This window comes from Pseudomonas citri (assembly GCF_025336485.1).
GTDB lineage: Bacteria > Pseudomonadota > Gammaproteobacteria > Pseudomonadales > Pseudomonadaceae > Aquipseudomonas > Aquipseudomonas citri.
The window spans coordinates 48,135-73,120 of the sequence record NZ_JAODAB010000026.1 but is presented as its reverse complement, the minus strand read 5'-3'; the positions used below and the strand labels follow the sequence as shown (position 1 = coordinate 73,120).

The window sequence follows — 24,986 nt, the reverse complement described above, 5'->3', positions numbered from 1 at the left end:
TCATCGCGGGCAAGCCTTGCTCCCACAAGGCCTGTAGAGAACTCAGACCTTCAACACTTTGCCACTGGCCGCCACCGCCACCAGCGACAACGCCAGCAGCCCGAACGCGACACTTAAGCTGCTGCCATGGGCGACGAAGCCGATCAACGCCGGACCGGCCAGGATGCCGGCGTAGCCGATGGTGGTGATGGCGGGCACGGCGATCGCTTCCGGCATCAGCGTCTGTTTGCCGACGGCGGTGTACAACACCGGCACGATGTTCGAACAGCCGGCCCCCACCAACGCGTATCCCAACAGCGCCGCCTCCCACATCGGTGCTAGCGTGGCCAGCAGGAAACCGGTTGCGGCGATCGATCCGCCATAGAGAATCACGCGCCTGGCACCCAGGCGATGCACCACCGAATCTCCCGTCAGCCGGCCGACGGTCATGGTCAGCGCGAACGCGGCATACCCCAGCCCGGCGTAGGCGGTATCGACCCCGCGCTCGGTGGCCAGGAACACTGCGCTCCAATCCAGCACCGCGCCTTCGGCCAGGAACACGATGAAGCACAGGATGCCGATGAACAGCACCACGCCATGGGGAATGGCGAACGCCGGCCCTGAGCTTTCGCTACCGTAGGGCAGCAGGTGCGGGGCGGCCTTGAACAACGCCACCAGCAGCAAGGCATTGACCACCAGCATCGCCCCCAGCGGTGACAAGCCGAGGCCCAGCAGCGCGCTCACGCCGGCGGCGCCAATGATCCCGCCGAGGCTGAACATGCCATGGAAGCCCGACATCATGGTCTTGCCGCTGGCCCGCTCGACGATCACCGCTTGCAGGTTCACGGTGGAGTCCACGGTGCCGAGCCCGGCGCCAAACAGGAACAATGCCGCCGCCAGCCAGGGCAGGGATGACAGGGTCGCCAGCAGCGGCAACGCCAGGCAGATCAGCAGCGTGCCACCGCTGAGCACCCGACGGCAGCCGAATCGTCCCGCCAGCGCCCCGGCAATCGGCATCGCCAGGATCGAGCCCACCCCCAGGCACAACAACAGCAAGCCGAGGGTGCTTTCGTCCAGGTTCGCCCGCACCTTGGCGTACGGCACCAACGGCGCCCAGGCGGCAATGCCGACACCGGCGATGAGGTAGGCGACACGAGTGGACATCTGCTCCAGGCGTCCGGGGATAAACGTAGGTGGGGGCGTGATGGCGGTCATGAAACGTCCTTGACTTGCGTGCGCTGCGACGGTGCGGGCAGGGGCGCTATGCTTGCACATCCACTGACCGCACCGCGACCCCAAGGTGTCGACCGATGTACCGAACGATACACCGACTGATGTACCGCGCTGTGATCGAGCTTTGCCCTAAAGGCCAGCGTCAGCATACAGTGCGGGTTTTCATCGACTGACTCCGGGACCGATCCATGACGCAGTTTTACGACGCACGCGGCAATGTTTACGGTGTGGTTTCACCCACGCAAGTCCGTGAACATGGCGTTGATTTGCCGGCCTCGGCTGCCCAGGCCGCACAGCTGCGTGAATCCTGGGCCGCGGCGGCGGTGCAGGCCTTTTGCAGTTGGGCGCCGGGCGAGGCGCCGCCCGATGCCAAGGGCCATCGCAGCGACGGCTTGCTGGTGGGACCGTTCCAGGATGCGCCGCCCTTCGATCTGTTGATCGTCAACACCGACGGCACCCTGGCCGAGCGCAGCGGCAATGGCCTGACGATTTTCTCCCAGGCGCTGCGCGAGCAAGGCTTGATGCCGGTCGATGGGGATTGCCTGCTGCTGGTTCATCACGACAAACCGGCAGGCCGGTCACCGCTGCAAACGTCGGTTCGCGTCGCTGAGTTCGAGGAGGTGCAAGGTTTCTGGCTGGACTTGGGGCAACCGCTGTTTGGTCCACAGGCGGTGGGCGCCCAGGAGGTGGAGCGGGTGATCTTCAATCAGCGCGACGTCAGTCGGGTAGCCGGGCTCCATGGCTTGAACCCGGCGTGGGGCCACAGCCAGTTCGTGAGCATGGGCAACCCTCATTGCGTGACCCTGGTGGACAACCCCGAGGCGTTGCCGAGTAACTCGCAGATGCGCGAACCAGCCTTGTCCCGGAGCCTGACCCGCATTGCCTACGCCGCGCCCGGTGGCGGTGGGGTTCCGTGCCTGGCGGGGGTGAACCTGCAATGGGCCTGGCGCGAGGGCGACCGTCGAATCGTGGCCCGGGTGTTCGAGCGTGGGGAAGGCCCTACCGCCTCGTCGGGCACCAGTGCCAGCGCCGTGGCCAGCGCGGCGTGGCGGGTGGGTTGGGTGAAAGCAGGAGCAGTGAGTGTGGTGATGCCGGGTGGTACGGCGCCGATCCTGCTGACAGAGGCGGGTGGGGAGTTGGTACGGGTCAGTTTGTTCGGGACGGCGCGGCTGCTTTAGCGCGCCGATCAGCCCAACTGCGGCCCGAATTCCACCACCGGCATCTGCCGTTTCATCAGCACCTCACCGTTGCGAATCGAGTAAAGCGGCAAGCCCTGGCTGCGGATCATTTCGTAGTCGCTGTCGGCCGACAGGATCAACAGGTTCGCCGGGCGGCCGGGTTCCAGCCCATAGCGCTCGCCCAGGGCCATGGCCTTGGCGCTGTTGTCGGTGACCAGGTCCAGGGCACTTTGCAGGTTGCGGTAGCCGAGCATGTGGCAAATGTGCAACCCGGCCTCCAGGACCCGCAGGATATTGCCGTTGCCCAGCGGGTACCACGGGTCGACGATGGAATCCTGGCCGAAGCACACGTTCATTCCGGCTTCGAGCAGTTCATTGACCCGGGTGACGCCACGACGCTTGGGAAAGTTATCGAAGCGTCCTTGCAGGTGGATGCTTTCGGTGGGGCAGGAGACGAAGCTGATGCCCGAATGCCCGAGCAGGCGGAACAGCTTGGCGCAATAGGCGTTGTCGTAGGAACCCATGGCGGTGGTGTGGCTGGCGGTGACGCGGGCGCCCATGTCACGGCTGCGGGCCTCTTCGGCGAGCACTTCGAGGAAGCGCGAATGCGGGTCGTCGGTTTCGTCGCAATGCACGTCCACCAGGCAGCCGGTGCGTTCGGCCAGGTCCATCAGGAATTTCACCGAACTGACGCCCTGGTCGCGGGTGTACTCGAAGTGCGGAATGCCGCCCACCACGTCGGCGCCCATGCGGATCGCTTCTTCCATCAGCTCGCGGCCATTGCGGTAGGACTCGATGCCTTCCTGGGGAAACGCGACGATCTGCATGTCCACCAGGTGCCGGCTTTGCTCGCGCACCTCGAGCATCGCCTTGAGGGCCGTGAGTTCGGGGTCGGTCACGTCGACGTGGGTGCGCACGTGCTGGATGCCATGGGCGGCGAGGGCCTGCAGGGTTTTCCTGGCGCGGCTCCGGGTGTCTTCCTGGGTGATGGTGGCCTTGCGCTCGCCCCAGCACTCGATGCCTTCGAACAGCGTGCCGCTCATGTTCCAGCGCGGCTCGCCGGCGGTGAGGGTGGCATCCAGGTGGATGTGCGGCTCGACAAAGGGCGGGACCACCAGGTTGCCACCGGCGTCGAGGTCGTCGGGCCCCAGGCTCGGCGCCTCGGTCTGGCGGGCGATGCTGGCGATCAGGCCGTTTTCCAGGTGCAGTTCATGCAAACCTTCGCGGTTGCGCAGGCGGGCGTTGATGATGTGCATCAGGCGAGTCCTTTATAGGTCTTGGAGTGGCGCGTCAGCCGTGAAAGTCTCCATCGCGTCGACCAATAGCATAGATGGGCTCATTGCACATGCGGTTTCCTTGTGGGGGCAAGGCTTGCCCACGATTCAGGCGCCGTGGTTCCACAAAGACCGTGGCGTCTTCATCGCGAGCAAGTTTTGCTCCCACAAGCCCAAGGAACCCCGGGTGTTATTCGCCGTGGTAGATGCAGCCACTGGTGCAGGTTTCATGGATACGAATGGCGCTGAGTTCCGGCAGCAGCGGCTTGAGCTCGTTCCAGATCCACTTGGCGAGGACTTCGCTGGTGGGGTTTTCCAGGCCGGGGATGTCGTTGAGGTAGTTGTGGTCCAAGCGCTCGTAGAGCGGCTTGAAGATCGCCTTGATCTCCGAGAAGTCACGGATCCAGCCGGTGTGCGGGTCGATATCGCCGCTCAGGTGGATCGCCACCTTGAACGAGTGGCCGTGCAAGCGGCCGCACTTGTGGCCGTCCGGCACGTGGGGCAGGCGGTGGGCGGATTCGAAGGTGAATTCTTTGAAGATTTCCACAGGTTCAGGCTCTTTAGGGTAGCGGTCGCGAGGCAGGCGGCGGAGTTTACCAGCTTGGCTCCCGCGTTGCGCGGCCGTGCTGACTAAAGGGTCAGCAAACGCTCGCCCAGCCCACCGTTGGCGGCCAGTTCGAGAAACTCGTCACCGAGCCGTTGGCTCTCATCCATCGCCGTGCGCCAGTACTTGCGGCGGCTCGGGTCGTCACCCATGAAACGCTTGAAATCGTTACGGTCGGGCAGTTTGCCGTAGGGCAGGCGGGCCAGGTATTCGCGCGATGGCGCCAGCAGCAGGACGTCTTGCAGGCGTCCGGCATCGCCCCGGCGCCATGGCAGGCTTTTGTCGAACCAGCCGGGGATGACCCGGTCGGTAAAGTGTGGATACAACACGATGTCGTCACCGTTGTAGGGCAGGTCGAGGTGGTAGTCCAGCAGGCCGCCGTCACGGTAGGTGCCGGCCCCGGCGCCCGGCAGGTCGCGCACGCCTTCCATCACCATCGGGATCGAGCCCGAGGCCAGCAAGGCCTGGCGCAAATTGTCGATCTGGAGCGGGACGAAGCGTGACGGGAAGTCACTCAACGGATGCAACGGCGGGGCCAGGCGCGGGTCGTGGATGATCAGCCGTTCGAAATGCCGCGACAGCCGCGCCCGGCCGCGCAGGTTATCGGCGATGACCGACGACAACCCCAGGCCCAGCCGGCCGCGATGGTCCTGGGCCAGCAGGCCGTGGCTCTTGACCACCATGATATTGAGCCGGTAATGCGGGTTGTCGAGGATCGAGCGGTCGCGGCCTTCGAGCAAGTCATCGAGCATGCGCTGGGAGCTCTGGCTGACCCCGGCCATGGTCACACCCTTGGCAAAACTTTGTTCGTTGTACAAGGTGCCCAGGCGCTGGATCCCTTGCGCGGCATCCGGCAGGCAGGCGCTGGCGAAGCGCCAGGAGCCCACGGAAGCGCCGATCAGCGAGCGCTCCCTGGGCGCGGCGGGCAACCATTGGCCGAACAGTGCCAGGTCCAGCCCCTGGATGCCCAAGGCCTTGGGCCCTCCGGCGGCGCCCGGCAGGATTGCGACGTCGGCGGCGTCGAGGCCGGCCTGGCGGATGCGCGCGAACGCACGCGGGCCGGCCTTGAGGGTCAGGGCGGGAAACTTGATGTGGATGGCGGCCATATCGGTCTCGTGGCGTGAGCAGGCAAAGGATTATAGCGGCACATGCTTTCTGTGGGAGGGGCGGGCTTATGTGGGAGCCAAGCTTGCTGGCGATACAGGCGACACGGTTCAGCTGCAAGACTGTGTCATCGTTCATCGCGAGCAAGCTTGGCTCCCACATATTTCGTGTTGTTCACTCCATTGGCCCCCACGCGCACTCATCCACTTTGATCTGGGTTCCATGATGGCCATTCAGTTTCAGTTAAGTTCTTCCCGATACAGTCCGCCCCGGTAACGACTATAAGAAGGAGACACCCCATGAAGCGCCTCGCTGCCTTTTTCATCGCGATCTTCATGACCGTCAGTGGCCTGGCCCATGCACGGGATCTCACGGCTGACGAAGCCCAAAAACTGCAGGACGCTGGTACCATCCTGTCTTTCGAAAAACTCAATGCCACTGCCTTGGCCAAACACCCCGGCGCCACCGTGACCGATACCGAACTGGAAGCCGAGTATGGCAAGTACGTCTATCAGGTGGAGCTGCGCGATACCGAGGGCATTGACTGGGACTTGGAGCTGGACGCCGTCACGGGCGAGGTGCTCAAGAATCATCAGGATACGTAATGAAGCTTAATGTGTGCGTCCGCAGCCGATGGGCATTGTCGCTGCTGGCGTTTTGTTCGGTGGTCATGGCCCGGGACCTGGATCAGGACGAGGCCCTGCACCTGCGCCAGCAGGGCGTGATCCTGCCGCTGGAGCAACTGCTGCAGCAGGCGCTGGACCTGCATCCTGGCGCCAAGTTGCTGGAGGCCGAGCTGGAAGAGAAGCACGGCGTCTACATTTACGAAGTCGAGTTGCTGGACACTGACGGTGTCGTGCGCGAACTGGACCTGGAGGCCGCCACCGGCCGCCTGCTCAAAGATAAGGAAGACTGATGCGCCTGCTTCTGGTGGAAGATCACGTTCCCCTGGCCGACGAACTGATGGCCGGGCTGGCACGACAGGGTTATGCCGTCGATTGGCTCGCCGACGGTCGCGACGCGGTGTACCAGGGCAGCAGTGAGCCCTACGACCTGATCATTCTCGACCTCGGCCTGCCGGGCGTGCCGGGGCTGGAGGTGCTGGCCCAATGGCGCGCCGGTGGCCTGGGCACGCCGGTGCTGATCCTCACCGCACGCGGCTCCTGGGCCGAGCGCATCGAAGGTCTCAAGGCCGGGGCCGACGATTACCTGACCAAGCCTTTTCACCCCGAAGAGCTGCATTTGCGGATCCAGGCGCTGTTGCGTCGCTCCCATGGCCAGGTCAACCAACCGACGCTCCAGGCGGCCGGGCTGCATCTGGACGAAGGCCGGCAATGCGTGATCCGGGACGGCGTGGATATCCAACTGACCGCCGCCGAGTTTCGCCTGCTGCGTTATTTCATGCTTCATCCCGAGCAAATCCTGTCCAAAAGTCATCTGGCCGAACATCTCTATGACGGCGAGACCGAGCGCGATTCCAACGTCCTCGAAGTGCATGTCAATCACCTGCGGCGCAAGCTGGGGCGCAGCGTGATCGAAACCCGCCGCGGTCAGGGCTACCTGTTCGGCGGACAGGTGCAGTGAGATCCATCCAGCGGCGCCTGAGCCTGGGGTTGATCGGGGTGATGGTGGTGGTCGGCCTGATCCTGGCGCAGACCAGCCTGTGGTTGTTCGAGCTGGGCCTGCAACGTTACCTGGAAGCCGGCTTGCGCAACGACAGCGAGAACCTGCTGGTGGCCCTGGTGCGTGGGCCGCAGGGGTTGCAACTGGATGAGCGACGGCTGTCGCCGGCCTATCTGCGACCGTTTTCCGGGCACTATTTCCGTATCGATTTTGCCGATGTGCACTGGCGCTCCCGCTCCTTGTGGGACCAGGAATTGCCCCGGCTCGACCATCCCGGCCTGCACAGCAACCTGCAACTGGGACCCGAAGGCCAGAAGCTGCTGGTGCTGCGTACCGACTATCGGCGCCTGGGCCAGGCGATTTCCATCAGTGTGGCCCAGGACTACACCCCGGTGCGGGACAGCTTCCGCCGTATGCTGCAGGTCGGCCTGGGCCTCGGGCTGGCGGGGCTGCTGCTGATTCTGTTGCTGCAACGCCTCACCGTGCGCCGTGCCCTGCGTCCGCTGGACAAGGCGCGCGAGCAGATTGCCCAGTTGCAGCGTGGGCAACGCTCGCAACTGGATGAGCAGGTACCGCGGGAGCTGGAACCGCTGGTGGCGCAGATCAACCATTTGCTCGCTCACACCGAAGACAGCCTCAAGCGTTCGCGCAACGCCCTGGGTAACCTGGGGCATGCTTTGAAAACCCCGCTGGCGGTGCTGCAAAGCCTGGCGGCGAACGAGAAGCTCGACCCGTATCCCGAGCTGCGCCAGCTGTTGCTCGAACAGCTGGAGCAGGTTCGCCAGCGTCTGAACCGTGAACTCAACCGCGCCCGACTGTCCGGCGATGCGTTGCCCGGCGCGCACCTGGACTGCGATGCCGAATTGCCGGGATTGCTGGCGACGCTGAACATGATCCACGGCGAACACCTGCAATTGAGCTACGTCGCGCCACCGGGCTTGCACCTGCCCTGGGACCGTGAAGACCTGTTGGAGCTGCTGGGCAACCTGCTGGACAATGCCTGCAAGTGGGCCGACGCCGAAGTGCGCCTGAGCGTGAGCGAGACGGCCAGCGGTTTCAGCCTGGCGGTGGAGGATGACGGCCCGGGCATTCCCGAGGAGCGTCGCGAGCAAGTGTTCAGCCGCGGCACACGGCTGGATGAGCAGACCGATGGCCACGGCCTGGGGCTGGGCATCGTGCGCGACATCGTCGACGCCTGGGGTGGGACGCTGGTGTTGGGCGACAGTGAGTGGGGTGGGTTGAAGGTGGTGATCGAACTGCCCAAGCGCTGAGGTCTGCACTTGCCTCTTGTGGGAGCGGGCCTGTGGGAGCAAAGCTGGCGAAATCCCATCCCATAACCCTTGCAGCCTGGCGCCGCTTGCTGCACAGTCGCGGCCTTTTTTATCCGGTGGTTCTCCATCGCTGTGCTTTGAGGTAACGATGATAAATGCAGTAATTGCCGCGGTTGGCGTCATGCTGGTGCTCAGCCTGACTCGCGTGCATGTGGTGATCGCGCTGATTATTGGCGCGTTGGTGGGCGGTCTGATGGGCGGCCTGGGCATCGAGGCGACGCTCAAGGCGTTCAACGAAGGGCTTGGGGGCGGTGCGACGGTGGCGTTGTCCTACGCGTTGCTGGGCGCTTTCGCGGTGGCGATTGCCAAGTCCGGCATGGCCCACGCCCTGGCTGACAAGGCCCTGGCCCTGGTGGATCGCCAGGACACCGCCGGTCGTTCCGGGGTCAAATGGGTGCTGATCGGTCTGCTGGGCACAGTTGCGGTCGCTTCCCAGAATGTGTTGCCGATCCACATCGCCTTCATCCCGTTGCTGGTGCCGCCGCTGCTCTACGTACTGACCAAGCTGCAACTGGATCGCCGGCTGATCGCCTGTGTCATGACCTTCGGCCTGATCACCCCCTATATGTTCCTGCCGGTGGGCTTCGGCAACATCTTCCTCAATGAAATCCTCCTGGCCAATATCGCCCGCAGCGGCGTCGACGTCAGCGGTATCAACGTCACGCACGCCATGGGAATCCCGGCGTTGGGCATGGTCTTCGGCCTGCTGCTGTCGTTGATCAGCTACCGCAAGAAACGTGTCTACGACCTGAAGAAAATCGCCCGGGTCGAGCAAGTGGCCGTGCGCTACAACCCGCTGAGCCTGATGGTCGCCGGGTTTGCCGTGGCGGCGGCATTCGCGGTCCAGCTGCTGGTGGATTCGATGATCATTGGCGCGCTGGTGGGGTTCCTGATCTTCTCGCTGTCGGGGATCGTGCGTTGGCGTGAGACCGACGACCTGTTCACCGAAGGCATGAAGATGATGGCGATGATCGGCTTCATCATGATCGCTGCTTCGGGGTTCGCCCAAGTGATGAAGGCGACCGGTGAAGTCCAGAGCCTAGTGCAGGCCTCGGCGGCCTGGATCGGTCATAACAAAGGCATTGGCGCGCTGATGATGTTGCTGGTGGGGCTGCTGGTGACCATGGGCATCGGCTCGTCGTTCTCCACGGTGCCGATCCTGGCGACCATTTTCGTGCCCCTGTGCCTGCAACTGGGTTTCAGCCCGGTGGCCATCGTCTGTATCGTCGGCACCGCCGGCGCCTTGGGCGATGCCGGCTCCCCGGCGTCGGACTCGACCCTGGGCCCGACCTCCGGCCTGAACATCGATGGCCAGCATCACCACATCTGGGACACCGTGGTCCCCACCTTCATCCACTACAACCTGCCGCTGCTGGCGTTCGGCTGGGTGGCGGCGATGGTGTTGTAGTTCGACCGCGTCGACTTCATCGCGAGCCTGCTCGCGATGAGGCCCTGAAGCTCAGCAGTTCGTCGGCTGCCCCTTCACCTTGGCCTACAGTTTTGCCGTGCGCTGCCGTTAATACAGCTAACCACGCCAATAACACCAACAAGAGTGAACAGCATGCGCCTGAGCTTGAAGGCAAAAGTCCTGTCCCTGGCGATACTTCCGGTATTGCTCTCCGCGGTGGTCATCAGCCTGACCACGGCGTTCATCTTGAAGGAACAGGCCAGTAAAGAGGTCCAGCAGACCCGCGAGCGCTTGCTGGCCGAGGCCAAGGCGACGTTGCAGAGCTACGTTGCGGTGGGCCTGACCGCCATCAAGCCGCTGTACGATGCCGCGGCCCCCGGTGACCTTGCGGCACGGGCCGAGGCGATCAAGTTGCTGTCCAACATCAGCTACGGCAAGGACGGCTATTTCTTTGGCTACGATTCCGAGACCGTGCGCCTGTTCAAGGCCAATAGCCCCGACGGCGTAGGCAAGAGCTTCAAGGAAAACCGCGACCCGAACGGGGTCTACGTCAACCGTGACCTGGTGAAAGTCGCCAAGGACGGTACTCACTACCTCGAATACAGCTCGCCGCTGCCCAACAGCAAGGACCTGGTGCCCAAGCTCGGCTACACCGAATACCTGTCCAAGTGGGACATGGCGGTCGGCAGCTCGGTCAACCTGGACGGCATCGAAGCCCAGGTGGCCCTGGTGGAAGGCAAGGTCCATGAGCGGGTGCAAGGGGTGATCCTGAGCATTGTCGGCATTGCTGCTGTGGTCCTGCTGGTGATCGCGGTGGTGGGGGTGTTGCTGGCCAATACCATCCTGCGGCCGTTGCACCTGATGAAAGACAACCTCGATGACATCGCGGCGGGCGAGGGTGACCTGACCCGGCGCCTGGCGATCACCAGCCAGGATGAACTGGGTCAACTGGCCGGTTCGTTCAACCGCTTCGTCGACAAGATCCACGGCCTGGTGCGGCAGATCACCGAGATGACTTCACAGTTGACCGGGCTGGTGACGCAGGTTTCCGAGCAAGCCCAGCGCTCCGAGCAGGCCATGGAGCGCCAGCGCCACGAAACCGACCAGGTGGCGACGGCGATCAACGAGATGTCTTCGGCGGCCCAGGAAGTGGCCCGCAGTGCCCAAGGTGCCGCGGTCGCGGCCCAGCAGACCGACGAAGAGGGCCAGTCGGCCAAACGCGTGGTGGCTGGCAGCATCCAGCAGATCCATGCATTGGTGGAGGACATTCGCAGCAGCGGCGTATCCCTGGACAGCTTGCAGCAGGACGTGGCCTCGATTGTCAGTGTGCTGGGGGTGATCCGCTCGATTGCCGAACAGACCAACCTGCTGGCCCTCAACGCTGCCATCGAGGCTGCGCGGGCCGGTGAGGCGGGGCGTGGTTTTGCGGTGGTGGCCGATGAGGTGCGAGCCCTGGCCAGCCGGACCCAGCAGAGCACCCAGGAAATCCAGGGGATGATCGACCGCCTGCAATCGGGCACCTATGCCGCGGTGGAGGCGATGCGCCGCTCCAGCGAAGCGGGCGACGGCACGTCCGTGCGGGCCAACGAGGCCGGGGCGTCCCTGGATACCATGGCGCAACTGATCGGCACCATCAACTCGATGAACGCCCAGATCGCCAGCGCCGCCGAGGAGCAGACTGCCGTGGCTGAAGAAATCAACCGCAGCGTGCATCAGATTGCCGTGGCGGTGGACAGCGTCGCCGACGAAACCCAGCTCGGCGCCCAGACCTCCCGCAGCCTGGCCGACCTGGGCCAGCGCCTGGGCAAGCTGGTGGGGCAGTTCCGGATCTGATCCGGCACGTTGCGCAGGAGCTGCCGAAGGCTGCGATCTTTCGCTCTCGATCCAGAGGTAACGCCCGGGCAACCGGGCCCTATCGGGAGGGGAGGATCGCAGCCTTCGGCAGTTCCTGTCGCAAGGGGGCCACCCACTCAAGTCATGCCTCATTGTGGTGACGAGATAAATCCCCTCGCCACAGTTTCATGGTCCGGTAGGCAACTCGCGCACATCCTTCATCAACAACCCGAACCGCAAATCCACTGCATCCGGGATCGGCACGTAGACCACATGCCCATCCCCCGGCGCCACCTCGATGCTTTGACCCTTGGCGTCCTGCAACTGATGCAGGTCGAAGTGAAAGTTGCCCTGGGGTGTCATCAGCTCGATGTGATCGCCCAGCTGGAAGCGGTTCTTCACCCGCACCTCGGCCAGGCGCTCGCGCCGTTCGCCGGTCAGTTCGCCGACGAACTGCTGGCGCTCCGACACGGAGCTGCCGTTCTGGTAGTTCTGATATTCATCATGCACATGACGCCGTAGAAAGCCTTCGGTGTAGCCGCGCTGGGCCAGGGACTCCAGATCGTTCATCAGGCTGCGGTCGAACTCCCGACCGGCCACGGCGTCATCGATGGCCCGGCGATACACCTGGGTGGTGCGCGCGCAGTAAAAGTGCGACTTGGTCCGGCCTTCGATCTTCAAGGAGTGCACACCCATGCGCGCCAGCCGTTCGACGTGCTGCACGGCCCGCAGGTCCTTGGCGTTCATGATGTAGGTGCCATGTTCGTCTTCGAAGGCCGGCATGGATTCGTCCGGGCGGTTGGCTTCCTGGAGCAGGAACACCTGGTCGGTGGGGGCGCCGAGGCCGAGGGTCGGTTCGGGCTGATAGGTGTGCACGATATCGCCCACGGCATTTTCCACCGCCGGTTGCGCCGAGTACTTCCAGCGGCAGGCATTGGTGCAACTGCCCTGGTTGGCATCGCGCTTGTTCAAATAGCCGGACAGCAGGCAGCGCCCGGAATAGGCCATGCACAGCGCACCGTGGACGAACACCTCCAGCTCCATGGCTGGCACCTGTTCGCGGATCTCGGCGATTTCTTCCAGGGACAGCTCCCGGGACAGGATGATCCGGCTCAGGCCCTGCTGTTGCCAGAACTCGACGCTGGCCCAGTTCACGGTGTTGGCTTGTACCGACAGGTGGATCGGCATCTGCGGGAAATGCCGGCGAACCAGCATGATCAGCCCCGGATCGGACATGATCAGCGCGTCCGGGGCCATGGCGATCACCGGCTCCAGGTCCTTGAGGAAGGTGCGCAGCTTGGCGTTGTGCGGGGCAATGTTCACCACCACGTAGAAACGCTTGCCCATCGCCTGGGCCTCGCGGATCCCCAGGGCCAGGTTGGCGTGGTCGAATTCATTGTTGCGCACCCGCAAGCTGTAGCGCGGCTGACCGGCGTACACCGCATCGGCACCGTAGGCGAAGGCGTAGCGCATGTTTTTCAGGGTGCCGGCGGGGGCGAGAAGTTCGGGGGCGGCGAGAGTCATGATGGCGTTCGGATCGCAAAAGGCGGCGAGATTACGACATGAACGGCCTGCGATTATTGATCTCGGTCAATGCCGCAGGGGAAACGCGACGGCACTCCGGCGAGTCACGGCGGACTAATGTTCATTGCGCCTGCTGGAGGCTGTTTGTCGAGCATAGGCCCCGGGTGAACCTGTTTTAGGCCGTCAATAGATAAGGACCAATACGTTGCGACATGGCTTGCGCGGCGGGTAGTGAGGTCAATGGGCCGCTGATGGTCACGCCATCGTGCACCAGATACCAGCAGGCCAGCAGTCCGCGCTCCCTGAGAGGGGCGGGAACGGCGCTGCCAATGACAGACATGATTTGAATCTTGGGCATGGGAACCTCCATCGGGCGATGGGGTTACCTTACGACTCAACCGTGGTGACGAAAAATCAACAACCTCGATAGTAGGAATCGACGCCCCTCAGTCGACGACCCGATCGAGCATGTGCACCACTTCCTGCTCGTTGAGCAAGCCCTTGCGAACCAGCCTTTCGGTCAGCAGGGAAAGGTATTTGGCGCTGCGATGGCCTTCCAGCTGCTTGAGCTCTGTCAGCGCGTTGTACACCTTGCTGGACGTGCACAGACCAACAATGTGATGGGGGTTTTGCGTGGGCATACCTTCGTCCTTGTTGTTATGAAAAGCTGTTCGTGACGGACAGCACCAGCTTGCGGCAGGGCCGTGACGCGCATGTGACAGCTGGGGTTATAGGAAAAAGAAAGCAGGATCCGGACCATAATGCCTTTTTGGCGCCGGATTATTGTTCCGGTAGCGACCTCGGGCAGGCTTATCTGGCCATCGAAGAAGGGCGGCGGCCCAGCGCGTGGGCCAGGCGCTGGACGGCTGCTTCGATTTCATGGGCGGCCAGGGACGAATAGCCCAATAGCCATCCTTGTTGCTTCGGCTCGCCGGCGTAGAGCCGACTGAGACCGGGGAGCTGCACGCCCGCGAGAGCCGCCTGGTGGATGGTCTTTTCCTCAGACCAGCCGTCGGCCAGCAAGCAAGGAATCTGCAACCCGCCTTGGGGGCGCAAGGCAGTAGCGATGCCGTTCAGGTGCTTGCCGATGGCATCGAGCAGGGTGGTGCGGCGCCCGGCGTAGAGTTTGCGCATGGCCCGGACATGGGCGTTGTAGTGGCCGTCCTCCATGAAGCGCGCCAGGGTCAGTTGGGGAATCTGCGGGGTGTGGCCGTCCATGATGCTGCGTGCGTAGGTGAAGGCTTTGACCAGCTCGAAAGGGAGCACCATATAGCCTATCCGCAGCCCTGGGGAGAGCGTTTTGCTGAAGGTGCCGAGGTAAATCGTGCGTTGGTACCGGTCCAGGCCCTGCACGCACGCGGTGGGCAGTCCGTCGTAATGGAACTCGCTGTCGTAGTCGTCCTCGATGATCCATTTGCCGTGCTCGCTCGCCCAGTTGATCAGTTCGAGACGGCGTTCCAGCGACAAGGTCGCCCCGGTGGGGTATTGATGCGAAGGCGTGACATACACGCAATGGGCGCCGCTGCGGTCTGCCCGCAGCAGGTCCGTGCGTATGCCCAGTGCGTCGACGTCAATGGGTACGATCTTGGCCTCGGCGGCTTCAAACGCCTTTCTGGCGCCGTAGTAGCCCGGGTTTTCCAGCAGGATCGGTTTGCCGGCGTCCACGAGTAACTGCGCGCACAGGAACAGGGCCTGGCGAGTGCTGCTCAACACCAAGACCTGGTCGGGGGAGCATTTGGCCCCGCGTTCGAGGTTCAAGTAGGTGGCGATCGCCTTGCGCAAAGGCTCGGCGCCTTGCGGGTCGCCATGCAGCAGGACGCTGTCGCGATAGTCTTTCATGACCTGGCGTTGCAGGCGCTCCCATAGCTCGGTGGGGAAGGTGCGGGTTTCCGGCAGCCCCGTGGCAAAAGCCTTGATCACTTGTTGATCGTTGACGCCGCCACTGTCGAAGATCATCCGGCCGCGCCGGCTCAAGCCCGATCCGGGTGTCGTCTCGCTGCGCCGGGTGTCTGGCAGTTTCATGCGGCGGCGCGCAGCCCCGCGCAATTCGGCGCCAATCGTCTCGGACACATAGCTGCCCGAGCCCCCGCGCCGCACGATGAAGCCATCGCGGTGCAATTGCATATAGGCGTTTTCCACCGTGTCCCGGGCAACGGCGAGCGTCTTGGCCAGGACCCGGGTCGCCGGCAGCTTCAGGCCAGGGGCAAGGGCGCCCTCGAGGATCAGCGCACACAGGGCACGCTGAATCCGCTGATGCAGATCCAGCCGCTGAAACTCCGCATCGTTGAGTCGTATCTTCAGCGTTTCGAGCTCGAAGGTCTTCGTCATGCGGTCTGCCTCATATGGATAAATTGGCCTTAACTGACAGGCCAGTTTATCCGTAGACTCTGCCCATCGCTATTGCAAGGAGCCGCCACCTGATGCAAGCCCGAATGGATGAAGTCGCCCCCGACACCCTGACCCTGCACGAGCAGCATGGTCGCTACCCGCAGGCCAACAGCGTCGAGGACTTTCGCCGCAATCTGGCGGCCGTGCAGCAGCGCATCGCCAGCGCTTGCCTGCGGGCCGGTCGTGATCCAGCGAGTGTGCGCCTGCTGCCCGTGAGCAAGACCTTCGACGAAGCTCACCTGCGTATGGCCTATGCCGCCGGGTGCCGGCTATTGGGCGAGAACAAGGTGCAGGAAGCGCAGCGCAAATGGGAAGCCATGGCCGATTTGACTGACCTGCAATGGTCGGTCATCGGCCATCTGCAAACCAACAAAGTCAAGCAGGTGGCGCGTTTCGCCAGCGAGTTCCAGGCGCTGGACAGCCTGCGGGTGGCCGAGGCTCTGGATCGTCGCCTGCACATCGAAGGTCGGCAGCTGGATGTGTTCGTCCAGGTCAACACCTCCGGGGAGGTCAGCAAGTACGGTCTGGCGCCGGACGACGTTGGCGGGTTTTTGCGTGCGCTGCCGGCGTTCTCTGCGCTGCGGGTGCAAGGCCTGATGACGCTGGCCCTGTTTTCGGCTGACGTCAGCCGGGTCCGCCCGTGCTTCGTGCGGCTGCGTGAACTGCGTGAGCGCCTGCGCCAGGACGCACCGCCCGGTATCGGGCTGGAGGAGCTGTCCATGGGCATGTCCGGTGATTTCGAGATCGCCATCGAAGAAGGTGCGACCGTGGTGCGCGTCGGCCAGGCCATTTTCGGTGCCCGGGCCATGCCGGATGCCTATTACTGGCCTACGGCGGATGCCTGCCCCTAGCGCCTCCGCGGAGCTTTTGATTCACGACCGGCTGCAACTGCGTGGCTTTGTCATGGCAGGTATGGCAGTCGGCCCATTTTCTCCTTCAGGACCCAATCATCATGTACGACACTTCCCTGACCCTCGCCGCCTTCGACGCCGATCTGTCGAAGGCTGTTCGTGACGAAGAGCGCCGCCAAGAAGATCACGTCGAGTTGATCGCTTCCGAAAACTACGCCAGCCCGTTGGTGATGGCGGTACAGAACTCAGTGTTCACCAACAAGTACGCCGAAGGTTATCCGGGCAAGCGTTACTACAGCGGCTGTGAATACGTCGACGTGGCTGAACGCCTGGCCATCGAACGGGTCAAGGCGCTGTTCGATTGCGATTACGCCAACGTCCAACCGCATGCCGGTGCCCAGGCCAATGCCGCGGTGTTCCTGGCCCTGATCAATCCGGGCGACACCGTGATGGGGATGAACCTGGCCCAGGGTGGTCATCTGACCCACGGCAATCCCGTCAATTTCTCCGGCCGCCACTACACGATCGTTCCCTACGGCCTCGACCCGCAGACCGGGCTGATCGACTACGACGAGATGGAGCGCATCGCCCTGCAGACCCGGCCGAAAATGCTGATTGGTGGCTTTTCCGCCTACTCCCGCTACAAGGACTGGGCCCGCATGCGCACCATCGCCGACAAGGTCGGGGCGATTTTCTGGGTTGACATGGCCCATGTCGCCGGCCTGGTGGCGGCGGGCGAGTATCCGGATCCATTGCCCCACGCTCATGTCGTCACCAGTACCACCCACAAGACCCTGCGCGGCCCACGGGGCGGTTTGATCCTGTCCAAGGGCCAGGATGAGGCGTTCTACAAGAAACTCGACTCGGCGGTATTCCCGGGTGTCCAGGGCGGTCCGCTGATGCATCAGATCGCCGCCAAGGCCGTTGCCTTCAAGGAAGCGCTGGCGCCCGGGTTCAAAATCTATCAGCAGCAGGTCGTGATCAATGCCCGGGCCATGGCCGCCGTGCTGCAACGGCGTGGCTACAGGATCGTCTCCGGGGGGACTGACAACCATATGATGTTGATCGACCTGTCCGACAAGCCTTACACCGGTAAGGAAGCTGATGCGGCGCTGAGTGATGCCTACATCACGGCCAACAAGAACTCGGTGCCAAACGATCCGCGTTCGCCGTTCGTGACCTCGGGACTGCGCATCGGCACCCCGGCCGTGACCACCCGCGGGTTCGGCGTGGCGGAGTGCGAGCAACTGGCCGGTTGGCTCTGTGATGTGCTGGATGCACTGGAGTCCGGTGGCAGCGAGCGGGTCGCCTGGCAGGTGCGCGAACAGGTGGTGACGTTGTGCCGTCGTCATCCTGTGTATCGATAGCCCCTGGTCCGCTGTCGATGCCGGGCGGCGCTTCGTATTGGGCAGCGCCAAAAACGAAAAAACCCGCCATCAGGCGGGTTTCTCGGGCGGTTCACAGCTTTCTCTGGAACCTTGTCTGGCTCCACGACCTGGACTCGAATAGAAAAATAAGCATTTGTTTTACAATGAAATTATGCTGATTATTAGTATTCATATCCCTACGATTATCCTGATCAAGCCCATATTTTATTGGAGTTCTTTCGATACCCCATGAGCACGGCAGCAGCAAACTGCCGAAGGTGGTGTACGCAGGCAATTCTGTGCAAGATCAGGAACACACATCCGAGTGCCTGCTTTTGGGCCGATTGCTGTCACAGGCCAAGGGCAGCAGTCGGCCGATTCTGTTGAAAAAGTCGCTTTGCCGAAACGGTCTCATCGCTCATCGGTGAAAACGCCTTTTTTGCACGTTCATACGTGAAATCTGAGTCCGGAAGCCTCTGCTCAAAGTAAAGATTTCAATCTCACGCGCGTACTTTTCTGCCGAGGAAACCATGGCCGACTTTTTCAACAGAATCGGCCAGAAGCGGTCGCTCACTATCCAAGAAACCCGGGGAGATTCACAGGCGGTTTCGCAACCATCACGATAGTTCTCAATTGAGGATATGAGAGTTCTGGTTAGTACCTCGAAGATTAATGCCCGCTTTTGGCCGACTTCCGCCTGCCCTGACGGGCTAAAAATCCACAGCCATTGCGCAGCGTCAGTTAACCGCCAGGACGCCCTAGCGGCCCGTCGCAATGAGCTGAGCGGTCGATCTTTCTTGACAGGCGGCTGCACCGTGCCTTTACATAATGTCCAGAACTGGATAATGTGTCTGAAATAGCTATCGTACCAGGCGCGCATAATGTCCAAGATTGAAACGCTAAAACTGCTGGATAGGGATAGTGTAAACGCCCTAGTGCTACCCGAGCAGATCCTCAACGCCGTTCGCGAAGCTTTCTATCTGCATAGCGCAGGGGATGGCCAAGTCTTCCCTGTTGTTCGCGAAGCGCTCAGCACGGGTGGCATCTTTGGAATCAAATCCGGCGGTATCGCCAACCAGGGCGTGCTCGGATTCAAAGCAGCCGGTTTCTGGCCCACCAACCGTGCCCTGCAAGGTGAACCGCATCAAGCGACCATCCTGCTGATCGATCCCGAGACCGGACGGCCGCTGTGTGTCATTGATGGCAACGCTATTACGACACTCCGGACGGGCGCTGCCGGAGCTTTGGGTCTGGAAATGTTTGCTCGTCGAGACAGCTCGCAACTCTGCGTTTTCGGCACCGGAGTACAGGCCAGCATTCAAGTGGATTACGCCCTTCGCGTGATGTCCAGCATCAAGCATGTCACCTACCTGACAGCGGATGGCGTACCGAGTGCGCAATTTGAATCGCAGTTTTCAGAACGCGCCTCTGTGCGCCACAGCGCATCGGCTAACGATGCCGTATCCCAAAGTGATGTAGTCATCACAGCAACGCCCGGAGGACAGGTACTGTTTGACCTAGAGGCCGTCCAACCCGGTACGCACTTCAACTGCGTGGGTGCAGACACTAAGGGCAAACGGGAAGCGCCGGAAGGGCTACTGCTCAAAGCCAAAGTCTTTGTCGACGATCAAGCTCAAGCTCGTCAGTTTGGCGAAACGCAATGGGCGCCGGCTTCACCAGTAACTGAAATCGGTGACCTGCTGACTGGGCAAGTCGAATTCATCCGCAATACCAATGACATCACCCTCTTCGACATGACGGGGTTGGCGTTACAAGATCTGACAGTTGCTCAGCTTCTGTTCAAGCAAGCCAATATCGAAGGTATTGGCCACGATATTTCATGGCCGTGGTAAATCTTTGAGGACATTTTGCTATGCAAATCACTCTGCCAACTTATCAAGACGTAGTCGACGCGGCTACGAGACTTGAGGGAGCAGCCAACGTCACGCCTGTTTTGACTTCTCGTACGATCGATGAGGAGATCGGTGCACAGGTATTTTTCAAATGCGAAAACTACCAACGTACCGGCTCCTTCAAATTCCGAGGTGCATACAACTCGCTCGCTAAATTCAGCGAAGAGCAACGTCGAGGCGGTGTTGTAGCGTTCTCTTCGGGGAACCACGCACAAGGCATCGCTTTGGCGGCCAAGCTGTTGAAGATCTCGGCCACCATTGTCATGCCAACTGACGCTCCTGCAGCCAAGGTCGCGGCTACCAAAGGCTATGGCGCCGAGGTTGTGTTCTACGACCGCTTCACCGAAGACCGCGAGGCTATCGGTCGGGCACTGGCCACCAAGCATGGTATGACACTGATCCCGTCCTACGACCATCCAGACGTTCTGTCCGGCCAGGGTACGGCCGCCAAAGAACTGTTTCAAAGCGTCGGGCAACTGGACGCCTTGTTTGTAGGTCTGGGCGGCGGCGGCATGCTGTCGGGAACCACCTTGGCGACGCGCGCATTGGCGCCAGAATGCACTCTGATCGGCGTTGAGCCTGAAGCAGGGAACGACGGACAACGGTCTTTCAATTCAGGTGAGATTGTTCACATCGACACCCCTGACACCATCGCTGATGGTGCGCAAACACAGCATCTGGGTAATTACACCTTCCCAATTATTTTGAATGGTGTGAACCGGATTGTAACTGTCACTGACGAAGAGCTGATTTCTGCAATGAAGTTCTTTATTCAGCGCATGAAAATTGTGGTCGAACCCACCGGATGTCTGGGTCTTGCCGCAGTAAGAAAGTTCAAGGACGAGCTCCAGGGTAACCGGGTCGGCGTCATTATTACAGGCGGTAATATTGATATCGACAAGCTTGGAAAGTTTCTCCTGTCGTAAGAGCCGTTAGCTTTATCTGTTGAAAAAATCAGGCGCTCAACAGCACCTGACGGCACCGTCTTGCCGAGATTTAAAGAACATACATTTAGCCCAGACAATATGGCCATAAATTAAGCCACTATAAAAAGAGGTGCACATGAAAAGCCGCTTTCTCGTTAAAGCGATAGTTATCGCGATGATTTTCGGCGTAGTCCTAGGAGGCACGCTCCACAGTCAGCTGGATGCTGCGGCCGCAAAAGAAATTGCCGGATACCTGAATCTGGTCACTGACGTGTTTTTACGCCTGATCAAAATGGTTATCGCACCCTTGGTGCTTGCCACCTTGGTAACCGGCGTTGCCAGCATGTCAGGGAACGGTTCGATGGGCCGTGTCGGCTTTAAAGCCATCACTTGGTTCCTGATTGCCTCCCTGGTATCCCTGTCTATCGGTTTGCTCTTCGCCAATCTTTTCCAGCCAGGTGTCGGTCTGAACCTGACCGTGGCCAGTGAAGCCGTGAGCACGGGTTTGAACACTTCCGGCTTTAGCCTGCCGATCTTCCTCACCCATGTATTCCCTCGAAGCATTATTGAGGCAATGGGGACGAACGAAGTGCTGCAAATCGTTGTGTTCTCCCTGTTCTTCGGCTCTGCATTGGCGTTCGTCAAGGGCAAAGGCAAGTCCATCATCGTGGACATGCTCGAAGAACTGGCCAATGTCATGTTCAGGGTCACCGACTACGTGATGTATGTGGCTCCACTGGCGGTATTTGCAGCCATCGCCGCCACCATCACCGTCCATGGTCTGGAAATGGTCGTGACCTTTGGCAAGATGGTTGGACAGTATTTCCTGGGCCTGGCACTGCTTTGGTCGTTGATTACGCTTGCCGGCTACCTAGCCCTCGGTCCACGCATGAAAAACCTGTTCCAGCATATGCGTGAGCCAATTCTGATCGCGTTCTCTACGGCGAGCAGCGAAGCTGCTTACCCGAAAACTATTGCCGCCATGGACAAGTTCGGCGCTAACAAGCGTGTAAGCAGCTTCGTCCTGCCGTTGGGTTACTCATTTAACCTAGACGGCTCGATGATGTACCAAGCATTCATCGTGATGTTCATCGCCCAGGCGTACAACATCGAAATGACCTTTGCCCACCAGATCATGGTGCTGCTGACCCTGCTGGTAATCAGCAAAGGTACAGCGGGTGTAGCTCGGGGCTCGCTGGTCGTCCTGGCTGCGGGACTGCCGATGATCGGACTTCCGGAAGCAGGCCTGCTTCTCATCCTTGCAGTTGACCCCATCCTGGACATGGGACGCACCGCCACCAACGTTTTTGGCTGCGGTGTCGCAACAGCCGTCATCGGACGACACGACAATGAAACTGAGGAAGTTGAAACAGCAATCAATGCTGAGAAAATTCCTCAAGTCGTTTAATCAAAACATTGCTCTAACAAAAATAAGAGAAACGAAAAATGACTATCAACTCTTTGAGCTTCAACAGCAGCCATAACTTCAGCCGTAAACTTTTGGCGGGGTTTATGCTCTCGATAATGGCAGGCTTAACCGTTGGTGTTCCGTCTGCGTTCGCCCAGGAAAAGACCATGAGTTCGACTAATCAACAAGTGGCACTGCCACGTGTTCTGTTACTTGCAACGGGTGGAACTATCGCAGGCTCCGCCGATAATCGTGGCACCGGTGCCTACAATGCCGGCGCCATTGGCCCTCAGCAATTGGTGGCCGCAGTTTCAGGGCTGGGGGATTTGGCCACCATCACCGCCGAACAGATCGCCTCAATCGGCTCGCAAGACATGAGCGATGAAATCTGGTTCAAGCTCGCCAATCGTATTCAACAAGCCTTCGACAAGAACGAAGCGGAGGCCGTGGTGATCACCCATGGCACGGATACCATGGAGGAAACAGCCTTCTTCCTCGATCTGGTGCTGAAGACCGACAAGCCCGTTGTTTTGGTCGGTTCGATGCGGCCGGCGACCGGCTTGAGCGCTGATGGCCCGGCCAATATCTATGAAGCGGTCCAGGTGGCGACGGACAAACAATCGAAAGGCCGCGGCGTCCTAGTGGTAATGAACGAGCAGATCGATGGGGCCCGTGGCGTTACCAAAACCAACAGCACCAGCGTTCAAACGATGCAGTCTCCTAACCTTGGCTCTCTGGGGTATGTGGATATGGGACATGTGCGCTATATCCAGCCGCTTGATGCGGGTCGCCTTGCGCCGCTGGCGTTGCCGCAAGGCCCGGCTCTGCCACGCGTCGACATCATCTACAGTCATGCCAACATGGATGCCAAGCAAATTGAGCATGCCATTGAAGACAAAGCCAAGGGCATCATTTTGGCTGGTAAGGGCGATGGCAACACCTCGAAGCAGGCACTCGCCGCCCTCGAAAAAGCAGTTGCGCAAGGCATTGTGGTTGTCCGCTCGACTCGTGTAAGCAAAGGCTATGTCAATCGCAACATCGAAGTGGATGACACCAAGAGCGGCTTTGTCGCTTCGATGGATCTCAACCCCCAGAAGTCGCGAATTCTCGCCCAACTGCTTATCGCCGGCGGCGTCACCGATCCTGGCAAGGTACAAGCAGCCTTCACAAACGGTCATTGATACATCCAAGAGCTGACGCGGTGGGCATCGCCTGATGCGTCGGCTCCACCCTATACAAGGTTACCTATGAAAATTGTTAGCACCGATGCGGCTTCCCAACCTGCCGGTCACTACTCGCAAGCGGTTGTTCACCAAGGCTCGCTGTACATTTCTGGTCAGCTTCCCGTTAGCCCAGATGGCACCCACAACATCGAGGCATCGTTCACCGAACAAGCACAAGTTGCTCTCAACAATCTGTTGGCCATTCTGCATGCCGCAGGTTGCACTCCCTCCGACTTGGTCAAGGTCACTGTGTACGTCGCAGGTGTGAAGCACTGGCCAGCCTTCGACCGGCTCTACTCCGAAATGTTGGGCAGCCACCGGCCAGCTCGCGCCGTGGTACCGGTGCCAGAGCTGCACCATGGCTATCTGGTTGAGATTGAGGCTATCGCTCGTATTGAAATCAACGCTGATTAAAGCGCTGCAATTACGTCCATTTCTGGCATTCATAGGAGATCGATGATGCTAAATGTCGCGTCGAATGAAGCTTGGCCCACGGGCTTCCATATCAACCCATCACCCGCTGCTATCGCTGATGACTGGCTTGACACGTTTAGCCAAGTCCCCAGCGCAATCATCAGTGATTGCTTGGGTCGCAACGTAGGCGGGTTGGGTCTGCGTCCATTTCACGGCCGCGGCCATATGTGCGGAACAGCGATTACCGTGCGGGTGCGCCCCGGCGATAACCTCATGACGCTTAAAGCCATCCAGATGGCGCGGCCTGGCGACATTCTGGTGGTGGACGGTAGTGGTGACCAGACCAGAGCCATCATTGGCGGGATCATGCGGGCGATGGCTCTCAAAGCAGGGATCGCTGGGATCGTCGTAAACGGTATGCTTCGTGATCATGACGACTGGCTGGACGGCAAGATGCCAGTTTTCGCCCTCGGCTGTGTCCACCGTGGCCCAAGTACAGACGGTGCTGGCGAGATCAATGTCCCAGTGTCGTGTGCCGGGCTGGTCGTTAATCCGGGTGACCTGGTGGTAGGGGATTCCGATGGCGTGGTTGCCATCGCTCAGGATCAGCTCGCCAAGGTTTATGATCTTTGCCGCCAGTTGCTGGATCGGGAGGCGTCGATCCTCAAAGGGATTGAAGACAATACGCTTGACCCTGATCGGTTCAACGCGATGCTCAGGGCCAAAGGCTGTCCCGTGTAGCCGAGATCATACGAGGTGTTGATCACCTCGTATCGCTATACACCGTTGCGCGAGATACACCGAGGTGTGAAGCCACCGTTTCCATGGCCTTTCTGATATCCAGAAGGCCAGACTCCTTCAACTCCTGAAGTAAAACTCGCCGATCGCCAGCCTTCAGCGCACGAGGAGAAGTGGATAGTCGTGCAGCAAACTGATCAATACGCGCACGAATAGATTCTGCACCGCTCGATTCGAGCGATTCATGCGGACGATCGCCACTGAAAGATCCGAACTGATCCAGCATGCCCTGCAAACCCCTAAACAGGGTGAGATCAACGTTCATGCAGAGCGCGGCCACGTACCGTCCAGTGGAGTCCTTTATACCAATCGAGGTACTTTTGGCCTGACGGCCATCTTTGAATTGATTGGGATAATTGGCAATGATCTGGGGATAGGCTGGATCAGCAATCCGGGCGAGCCCCAACTCGGTAGCTGGATGTCCGATCTCCCTACCAGAAAGATTGTTGTGAATGGCCAGTATTGCGTGCTCGGGATCTCGCAGATCGTGCAATACGACTTCACAAAATGGGCTGAAGGTCTGGCTCAAGCCTTCGGCAATTTGCTCCAGCTGACTGATCAGCGCCTGTTGCTCGGGGGTCGTTTTCTTCATAGCGAAGATGTCCAG

The 24,986-nt window shown here is 60.7% G+C and carries 24 protein-coding genes and 1 pseudogene; 16 read left to right on the top strand and 9 right to left on the bottom strand.

Annotated elements, in window-relative coordinates:
• Nucleotides 1-42: 42 nt before the first annotated feature.
• Entirely contained in the window at nucleotides 43-1,194 is a 1,152-nt protein-coding gene (locus N4Q37_RS22955; protein WP_260961940.1) for an MFS transporter, read from the bottom strand.
• 206 nt (nucleotides 1,195-1,400) lie between these two features.
• Here N4Q37_RS22955 and N4Q37_RS22950 point away from each other — a divergent pair, with 206 nt between their 5' ends.
• Nucleotides 1,401-2,390 carry a diaminopimelate epimerase gene (locus N4Q37_RS22950; RefSeq protein ID WP_260961938.1) on the top strand — a complete coding sequence of 330 codons (990 nt, stop codon included), beginning with the start codon at nucleotides 1,401-1,403 and terminating at the stop codon, nucleotides 2,388-2,390.
• 8 nt (nucleotides 2,391-2,398) lie between these two features.
• On the opposite strand, the gene codA is transcribed toward N4Q37_RS22950, so the two are convergent.
• The 3 genes from codA to N4Q37_RS22935 all read right to left on the bottom strand — a co-directional run bounded on the left by codA (nucleotide 2,399) and on the right by N4Q37_RS22935 (nucleotide 5,374).
• Entirely contained in the window at nucleotides 2,399-3,646 is a 1,248-nt protein-coding gene (gene codA / locus N4Q37_RS22945) for a cytosine deaminase (protein ID WP_260961936.1), read from the bottom strand.
• A gap of 208 nt (nucleotides 3,647-3,854) precedes the next feature.
• On the bottom strand, nucleotides 3,855-4,211 hold the full coding sequence (queD, locus tag N4Q37_RS22940; RefSeq protein WP_003203918.1) for a 6-carboxytetrahydropterin synthase QueD: 357 nt from the start codon (nucleotides 4,209-4,211) through the stop codon (nucleotides 3,855-3,857).
• Nucleotides 4,212-4,294: 83 nt separating this feature from the next.
• Entirely contained in the window at nucleotides 4,295-5,374 is a 1,080-nt protein-coding gene (locus tag N4Q37_RS22935; RefSeq protein WP_260961934.1) for a patatin-like phospholipase family protein, read from the bottom strand.
• A 297-nt stretch (nucleotides 5,375-5,671) separates the two neighbouring features.
• On the opposite strand from N4Q37_RS22935, the gene N4Q37_RS22930 reads away from it, so the two are divergent.
• The 7 genes and pseudogenes from N4Q37_RS22930 (at nucleotide 5,672) to N4Q37_RS27965 (ending at nucleotide 11,567) form a co-directional block, all read left to right on the top strand.
• On the top strand, nucleotides 5,672-5,977 hold the full coding sequence (locus N4Q37_RS22930) for a PepSY domain-containing protein (RefSeq protein ID WP_260961933.1): 306 nt from the start codon (nucleotides 5,672-5,674) through the stop codon (nucleotides 5,975-5,977).
• Nucleotides 5,977-6,288 carry a PepSY domain-containing protein gene (locus N4Q37_RS22925; protein WP_260961931.1) on the top strand — a complete coding sequence of 104 codons (312 nt, stop codon included), beginning with the start codon at nucleotides 5,977-5,979 and terminating at the stop codon, nucleotides 6,286-6,288. Before N4Q37_RS22930 ends, N4Q37_RS22925 begins: the two co-directional genes overlap by 1 nt.
• The gene (locus N4Q37_RS22920) at nucleotides 6,288-6,956 is read left to right on the top strand and encodes a response regulator transcription factor (RefSeq protein WP_260961930.1); all 669 of its coding nucleotides are present in this window, start codon (nucleotides 6,288-6,290) and stop codon (nucleotides 6,954-6,956) included. The genes N4Q37_RS22925 and N4Q37_RS22920 overlap by 1 nt, the downstream gene beginning before the upstream one ends.
• Nucleotides 6,953-8,266, top strand: coding sequence for a sensor histidine kinase (locus N4Q37_RS22915; protein ID WP_260961929.1), 1,314 nt, complete (start codon nucleotides 6,953-6,955; stop codon nucleotides 8,264-8,266). The genes N4Q37_RS22920 and N4Q37_RS22915 overlap by 4 nt, the downstream gene beginning before the upstream one ends.
• Nucleotides 8,267-8,417: 151 nt before the next feature.
• Nucleotides 8,418-9,734 (top strand): Na+/H+ antiporter family protein, encoded by a 1,317-nt coding sequence (locus N4Q37_RS22910; RefSeq protein ID WP_260961966.1) that lies wholly within the window; start codon nucleotides 8,418-8,420, stop codon nucleotides 9,732-9,734.
• Nucleotides 9,735-9,887: 153 nt separating this feature from the next.
• Nucleotides 9,888-10,661: pseudogene (locus tag N4Q37_RS27970) on the top strand (cache domain-containing protein); the annotation flags it as partial.
• 84 nt (nucleotides 10,662-10,745) lie between these two features.
• Nucleotides 10,746-11,567 carry a methyl-accepting chemotaxis protein gene (locus N4Q37_RS27965; RefSeq protein ID WP_390897956.1) on the top strand — a complete coding sequence of 274 codons (822 nt, stop codon included), beginning with the start codon at nucleotides 10,746-10,748 and terminating at the stop codon, nucleotides 11,565-11,567.
• A 186-nt stretch (nucleotides 11,568-11,753) separates the two neighbouring features.
• On the opposite strand, the gene trhP is transcribed toward N4Q37_RS27965, so the two are convergent.
• The 4 genes from trhP to pdxR all read right to left on the bottom strand — a co-directional run bounded on the left by trhP (nucleotide 11,754) and on the right by pdxR (nucleotide 15,419).
• The gene (gene trhP, locus N4Q37_RS22900; protein ID WP_260961927.1) at nucleotides 11,754-13,091 is read right to left on the bottom strand and encodes a prephenate-dependent tRNA uridine(34) hydroxylase TrhP; all 1,338 of its coding nucleotides are present in this window, start codon (nucleotides 13,089-13,091) and stop codon (nucleotides 11,754-11,756) included.
• A 175-nt stretch (nucleotides 13,092-13,266) separates the two neighbouring features.
• A complete protein-coding gene (locus N4Q37_RS22895; RefSeq protein ID WP_260961926.1) occupies nucleotides 13,267-13,449 on the bottom strand; it encodes a hypothetical protein in 183 nt (60 codons plus the stop codon).
• 88 nt (nucleotides 13,450-13,537) lie between these two features.
• Nucleotides 13,538-13,732, bottom strand: coding sequence for a hypothetical protein (locus tag N4Q37_RS22890; RefSeq protein ID WP_260961925.1), 195 nt, complete (start codon nucleotides 13,730-13,732; stop codon nucleotides 13,538-13,540).
• Between the two features lie 169 nt (nucleotides 13,733-13,901).
• Complete coding sequence (pdxR, locus tag N4Q37_RS22885) at nucleotides 13,902-15,419, bottom strand: MocR-like pyridoxine biosynthesis transcription factor PdxR (protein WP_260961924.1); 1,518 nt, start codon at nucleotides 15,417-15,419, stop codon at nucleotides 13,902-13,904.
• Nucleotides 15,420-15,511: 92 nt separating this feature from the next.
• Between pdxR and N4Q37_RS22880 the strand changes: the two genes are divergently transcribed.
• From N4Q37_RS22880 to N4Q37_RS22845, 8 genes are all read left to right on the top strand, one after another.
• Nucleotides 15,512-16,330 carry a YggS family pyridoxal phosphate-dependent enzyme gene (locus N4Q37_RS22880; RefSeq protein ID WP_260961922.1) on the top strand — a complete coding sequence of 273 codons (819 nt, stop codon included), beginning with the start codon at nucleotides 15,512-15,514 and terminating at the stop codon, nucleotides 16,328-16,330.
• Nucleotides 16,331-16,431: 101 nt separating this feature from the next.
• A complete protein-coding gene (glyA, locus tag N4Q37_RS22875) occupies nucleotides 16,432-17,697 on the top strand; it encodes a serine hydroxymethyltransferase (protein WP_260961921.1) in 1,266 nt (421 codons plus the stop codon).
• Nucleotides 17,698-18,578: 881 nt separating this feature from the next.
• Nucleotides 18,579-19,550 (top strand): ornithine cyclodeaminase family protein, encoded by a 972-nt coding sequence (locus N4Q37_RS22870; protein WP_260961919.1) that lies wholly within the window; start codon nucleotides 18,579-18,581, stop codon nucleotides 19,548-19,550.
• A 20-nt stretch (nucleotides 19,551-19,570) separates the two neighbouring features.
• Complete coding sequence (locus N4Q37_RS22865; protein ID WP_260961918.1) at nucleotides 19,571-20,536, top strand: threo-3-hydroxy-L-aspartate ammonia-lyase; 966 nt, start codon at nucleotides 19,571-19,573, stop codon at nucleotides 20,534-20,536.
• Nucleotides 20,537-20,672: 136 nt separating this feature from the next.
• Entirely contained in the window at nucleotides 20,673-21,944 is a 1,272-nt protein-coding gene (locus N4Q37_RS22860; protein ID WP_260961917.1) for a dicarboxylate/amino acid:cation symporter, read from the top strand.
• Nucleotides 21,945-21,982: 38 nt separating this feature from the next.
• Nucleotides 21,983-23,125, top strand: coding sequence for an asparaginase (locus N4Q37_RS22855; RefSeq protein ID WP_260961916.1), 1,143 nt, complete (start codon nucleotides 21,983-21,985; stop codon nucleotides 23,123-23,125).
• Nucleotides 23,126-23,191: 66 nt separating this feature from the next.
• On the top strand, nucleotides 23,192-23,581 hold the full coding sequence (locus N4Q37_RS22850) for a RidA family protein (RefSeq protein WP_260961915.1): 390 nt from the start codon (nucleotides 23,192-23,194) through the stop codon (nucleotides 23,579-23,581).
• Nucleotides 23,582-23,623: 42 nt separating this feature from the next.
• Nucleotides 23,624-24,322 carry an RraA family protein gene (locus tag N4Q37_RS22845; protein WP_260961914.1) on the top strand — a complete coding sequence of 233 codons (699 nt, stop codon included), beginning with the start codon at nucleotides 23,624-23,626 and terminating at the stop codon, nucleotides 24,320-24,322.
• Between the two features lie 22 nt (nucleotides 24,323-24,344).
• Here N4Q37_RS22845 and N4Q37_RS22840 read toward each other — a convergent pair whose 3' ends face one another.
• Nucleotides 24,345-24,971: a helix-turn-helix transcriptional regulator gene (locus N4Q37_RS22840; protein ID WP_084380676.1), complete on the bottom strand. Its 627-nt coding sequence runs from the start codon at nucleotides 24,969-24,971 to the stop codon at nucleotides 24,345-24,347.
• Nucleotides 24,972-24,986: the final 15 nt, after the last annotated feature.

Excerpts from the sequence above, each read along its gene's own strand:
- N4Q37_RS22855 (WP_260961916.1), top strand. The coding sequence starts at position 21,983 with ATGACTATCAACTCTTTGAGCTTCAACAGCAGCCATAACTTCAGCCGT.
- N4Q37_RS22955 (WP_260961940.1), bottom strand. The coding sequence starts at position 1,194 with ATGACCGCCATCACGCCCCCACCTACGTTTATCCCCGGACGCCTGGAG.
- glyA (WP_260961921.1), top strand. The coding sequence starts at position 16,432 with ATGTACGACACTTCCCTGACCCTCGCCGCCTTCGACGCCGATCTGTCG.
- N4Q37_RS22925 (WP_260961931.1), top strand. The coding sequence starts at position 5,977 with ATGAAGCTTAATGTGTGCGTCCGCAGCCGATGGGCATTGTCGCTGCTG.
- N4Q37_RS22895 (WP_260961926.1), bottom strand. The coding sequence starts at position 13,449 with ATGCCCAAGATTCAAATCATGTCTGTCATTGGCAGCGCCGTTCCCGCC.
- N4Q37_RS22920 (WP_260961930.1), top strand. The coding sequence starts at position 6,288 with ATGCGCCTGCTTCTGGTGGAAGATCACGTTCCCCTGGCCGACGAACTG.
- N4Q37_RS22840 (WP_084380676.1), bottom strand. The coding sequence starts at position 24,971 with ATGAAGAAAACGACCCCCGAGCAACAGGCGCTGATCAGTCAGCTGGAG.
- N4Q37_RS22890 (WP_260961925.1), bottom strand. The coding sequence starts at position 13,732 with ATGCCCACGCAAAACCCCCATCACATTGTTGGTCTGTGCACGTCCAGC.
- N4Q37_RS22860 (WP_260961917.1), top strand. The coding sequence starts at position 20,673 with ATGAAAAGCCGCTTTCTCGTTAAAGCGATAGTTATCGCGATGATTTTC.
- N4Q37_RS27965 (WP_390897956.1), top strand. The coding sequence starts at position 10,746 with ATGACTTCACAGTTGACCGGGCTGGTGACGCAGGTTTCCGAGCAAGCC.
- N4Q37_RS22870 (WP_260961919.1), top strand. The coding sequence starts at position 18,579 with ATGTCCAAGATTGAAACGCTAAAACTGCTGGATAGGGATAGTGTAAAC.
- codA (WP_260961936.1), bottom strand. The coding sequence starts at position 3,646 with ATGCACATCATCAACGCCCGCCTGCGCAACCGCGAAGGTTTGCATGAA.
- N4Q37_RS22880 (WP_260961922.1), top strand. The coding sequence starts at position 15,512 with ATGCAAGCCCGAATGGATGAAGTCGCCCCCGACACCCTGACCCTGCAC.
- N4Q37_RS22935 (WP_260961934.1), bottom strand. The coding sequence starts at position 5,374 with ATGGCCGCCATCCACATCAAGTTTCCCGCCCTGACCCTCAAGGCCGGC.
- N4Q37_RS22950 (WP_260961938.1), top strand. The coding sequence starts at position 1,401 with ATGACGCAGTTTTACGACGCACGCGGCAATGTTTACGGTGTGGTTTCA.
- trhP (WP_260961927.1), bottom strand. The coding sequence starts at position 13,091 with ATGACTCTCGCCGCCCCCGAACTTCTCGCCCCCGCCGGCACCCTGAAA.
- N4Q37_RS22845 (WP_260961914.1), top strand. The coding sequence starts at position 23,624 with ATGATGCTAAATGTCGCGTCGAATGAAGCTTGGCCCACGGGCTTCCAT.
- N4Q37_RS22850 (WP_260961915.1), top strand. The coding sequence starts at position 23,192 with ATGAAAATTGTTAGCACCGATGCGGCTTCCCAACCTGCCGGTCACTAC.
- N4Q37_RS22865 (WP_260961918.1), top strand. The coding sequence starts at position 19,571 with ATGCAAATCACTCTGCCAACTTATCAAGACGTAGTCGACGCGGCTACG.
- N4Q37_RS22930 (WP_260961933.1), top strand. The coding sequence starts at position 5,672 with ATGAAGCGCCTCGCTGCCTTTTTCATCGCGATCTTCATGACCGTCAGT.
- pdxR (WP_260961924.1), bottom strand. The coding sequence starts at position 15,419 with ATGACGAAGACCTTCGAGCTCGAAACGCTGAAGATACGACTCAACGAT.